Genomic DNA, 3,316 nt, shown 5'->3' on the forward strand with positions numbered 1-3,316 from the left:
TCCGATCTCGCGACCGTTTCGACATGGGCCATCAAGCGCACATAGTCCCGATAATAGCGGCCCATATCGTCGAGCGCGTAACTGAACGCCTGGCCGCGCGCGAAATGCTGTTTGAAATTGGAGAAGCAACAGGCGCGCGGATCGCGACGGGCGTCGATGATCGTCGCCTTGGGCAGGATCAACCGGATCAGCACGACATGCGCCCAGTTGTTGGGCAACTTGTCGATGAAAAAGGGCCGGTCGGTGCGGCGCTGCACCGACGCACGGCGCAAATATTCCGCGCCCAGCGACCGCGCCCGCTCCGCGGTCAGCGTGGCCAGTCCGTCGGGATAGTCCGTAATCCGTCGCGCCATCGCCGGCAGATCGGGCAGCTCGGTCGTCCCCTCCACCAGCGAGTGGCTGGCGAGGATCTGTTCGATCAGCGTCGAGCCAGCGCGCGGCATGCCGAGAATGAAGATCGGATCTGGCGCATGATCCCCCCAGTCCCGCCGCTCGCGCAGGAACGCCGGAGTGGCCAGCGCGATCGAACGATCGACGAACGCCGACGTCTCTTCGGCGTCGTAGACGATCTGCGTCCGGCGCAGCGCATTGCCCGCCGCATAATGCGCATAGGCGCGATCCGCCGCGCCGCGATCCTCCCAGGCCTTGCCCAGCGCGAAGTCGAGGTGGAAGCGATCCTCGTCCGACAGGCCATCGGCCGCGCGCGCCGCCTGCATCGCGGCGATATCCCCATCGTCAAAGGAAATGGTCTTCAAATTGGCGAGGCTCCACCACGCCTCACCCAGATCGGGCTTCAGCGCGATCGCGCGGCGATAGGCGGCGACGCCATCCGCCTGTCGACCGACGGTCTTCAGCATATGCCCCAGGCTCATCCACACGCGGGGCTGCGCCGGGGCAACCGCGAGCACGCGCTCATACAGCGCGATCGCATCCTCGAACCCGCCCAACCGGCCCAGCGCCGCCGCCTTCAGGTTGGCGTGGCCGATATGATCGGGCTCGTCCCGTTGCAATTCATCGAGCTCCGCGAGCGCTTCGCCCGCGCGGTTCTGACGATACAGCACCAGCGCGAGATTGGCGCGGGCGGCGGTAAAGGCGGGCGCCAGCTCCAGTGCGCGCCGCAGCAGCGTCTCCGCATCGCGGTTGCGCCCGATCCGCCCCGCCAGTTCGGCCAGAATACGAATCGCGCGGGCATCGAACGGATCACGCTTTAGATACTGACGCAAAAGGGGTTCCGCCCGATCGAGGCGATTGTCATGGAGGGCCAGCGCCGCGTCGATCAGCATCGGTGGATAGCGCGAGGGATAAGGTGAAGCCATGCGGGACAAAGCAAACCACGCCGCGCCGGATCGATCAAGCGACGCGCGCGCTGCGGGCGGCGGGCGCGCGATCGGCTTCTGGAGCGCACTCGCGCTGGTGATGGGCAATCTGATCGGATCGGGCATCTATCTGCTGCCCGCCACACTGGCCCCCTATGGCGCCAATGCCAGTTGGGGGTGGGTCGCGACGATCGCCGGTGCGATGTGCCTGTCGTTCGTCTTCGCGCGCCTGTCCGCCGCGCTGCCCCGCGCGGGTGGTCCCTATGCCTATGCCGATGCCGCCTTCGGCCCGGCGGTCGGCTTCGCGACGGCATGGAGCTACTGGACGCTGATCTGGGCGGGCAACGGCGCGGTGGCGGTCGCCGTGGTCAGCGCGCTGAGCCTCGCCATCCCGGCATTGGCGCCGCACGCCGCGATCGCGGCGGTCGCGCTGGTATGGGCGATGGTGGCGATCAATATCACCGGCGTGGGCCTCGCCGCGCGCGTGCAGATGACGACGATGCTGATCAAGCTGGTGCCGCTGGTCGGCGTGATCCTGCTCGCCGCCTGGGCGCTGCTGACGCGCGGCACCGGGGCGATCGCGGCCGACGCCCCGGTGCCGGTATCGGGCGGTGCGATCGCGGCGGCGGCGGCACTGTCCTTCTGGGGCTTCCTGGGGGTGGAAAGCGCCACCGTTCCCGCCGACAAGGTGGTCGATGCGCGCCGCACCGTGCCGCGCGCGACCCTGATCGGCACCGCCGCGACCGGTGTGATCTATCTGGCCGTATCGGGTGCGGTCACCGCGCTGATGCCGCGCGCCGCGGTCGCCGCCTCGCCCGCGCCGATCGCCGATTTCCTCGGGCTGGCGCTGGGCGGCGGCATCGCGCGCATCGTCGCGCTGTTCGCCGCGATCAGCGCGCTGGGCACCCTCAACGGCTTCGTGCTGCTACAGGGGGAGATGCCGCGCGCGATGGCGGCCGGTGGCGTCTTCCCGCGCTGGTTCGCGCGGCAGACGCGCGGCGGCACCCCGGCGCGCGCGCATGTCGTCGCGGGGCTGCTCGTCACCGGCGTGACGCTCGCCAACTACACCCGCGGGATGGGTGACCTGTTCGCGTTCATCGCCGCGATGTCGCTGGCGGCGGGCATGCTCGCCTATGCGGTCAGCGCGCTCTCGGCGGTGCGCCTGTTGCGCGACGATCCGATGGCGCGAACCGCGGGCATCGTCGCCACCGGCTTCATCACATGGCTCGCCTGGGGTCTCGGCGGCGAGGCGAACCTGTGGGCGCTGGTGCTGCTTGCCGCCGGAGTGCCCGTCTATTGGGCGGTCAGGCGCGGCGCCGCCACTTCCCGATAAAGGACCGGTCGGACAGGATCGCGTGCGCGGCATTGTGCCCCGGCGCGCCCGTGACCCCGCCGCCCGGATGCGCGCCCGACCCGCACATATAAAGCCCCGCGATCGGCGCGCGATAATCGCCGTGCCCCAGCACCGGCCGCGCCGACCACAATTGATCGAGGCTCATCCGCCCGTGGAAGATATCCCCGCCGATCAGCCCGAACTTGCGCTCCAGATCGAGCGGTGAATGGATCTGACGTGCGATCACGCTCGCCTTGAAATTGGGGGCATGATCGTTGACCGTTTCGATGATCAGGTCGGCCACCTCCTCGCGCACCTCGTCCCAGCTGCGGCCATCGGGCAGCTCGGGGGCGAATTGCTGGCAGAACAGGCTGGCGATGTGCATCCCCGGCGGGGCAAGGCTGTCATCCACTGTCGTCGGCAACTTCATCTCGACGATCGGCTTGCTCGACCAGCCATGTACCTTCGCCTCATCGAAAGCGCGGTCCATATAATCCATGCCGGGCGCGATGATGATCCCGGCGGTATGATGCTCGGCCGCCGCCTTGCCCGGCATGACCGTGAAATCGGGCAGTTCGCTGAGCGCCACATTCATGCGGAACGTGCCTGATCCGGTCTTGAACCCCGCCATCCGGCGGCGGAAGTCGGCGGGCAGTTCGTGCCCGTC

At 68.6% G+C, this 3,316-nt stretch carries 3 protein-coding genes; 1 reads left to right on the forward strand and 2 read right to left on the reverse strand.

Annotated elements, in window-relative coordinates:
* Positions 1 to 1,316: sulfotransferase (locus ACFDSW_RS02305; RefSeq protein ID WP_375248660.1), on the reverse strand; the 1,316-nt coding region annotated here is incomplete at its 3' end.
* Between ACFDSW_RS02305 and ACFDSW_RS02310 the strand changes: the two genes are divergently transcribed.
* Complete coding sequence (locus tag ACFDSW_RS02310) at positions 1,315 to 2,649, forward strand: amino acid permease (RefSeq protein WP_375248661.1); 1,335 nt, start codon at positions 1,315 to 1,317, stop codon at positions 2,647 to 2,649. The two genes, ACFDSW_RS02305 and ACFDSW_RS02310, sit on opposite strands and share 2 nt — an antisense overlap.
* On the opposite strand, the gene ACFDSW_RS02315 is transcribed toward ACFDSW_RS02310, so the two are convergent.
* A partial coding sequence (locus tag ACFDSW_RS02315) for a phytoene desaturase family protein (RefSeq protein WP_375248662.1) occupies positions 2,621 to 3,316 on the reverse strand: 696 nt, incomplete at its 5' end. The two genes, ACFDSW_RS02310 and ACFDSW_RS02315, sit on opposite strands and share 29 nt — an antisense overlap.

The sequence above is a fragment of the Sphingomonas sp. genome (genome assembly GCF_042091075.1).
In the GTDB taxonomy this organism is placed as follows: Bacteria; Pseudomonadota; Alphaproteobacteria; order Sphingomonadales; family Sphingomonadaceae; genus Sphingomonas.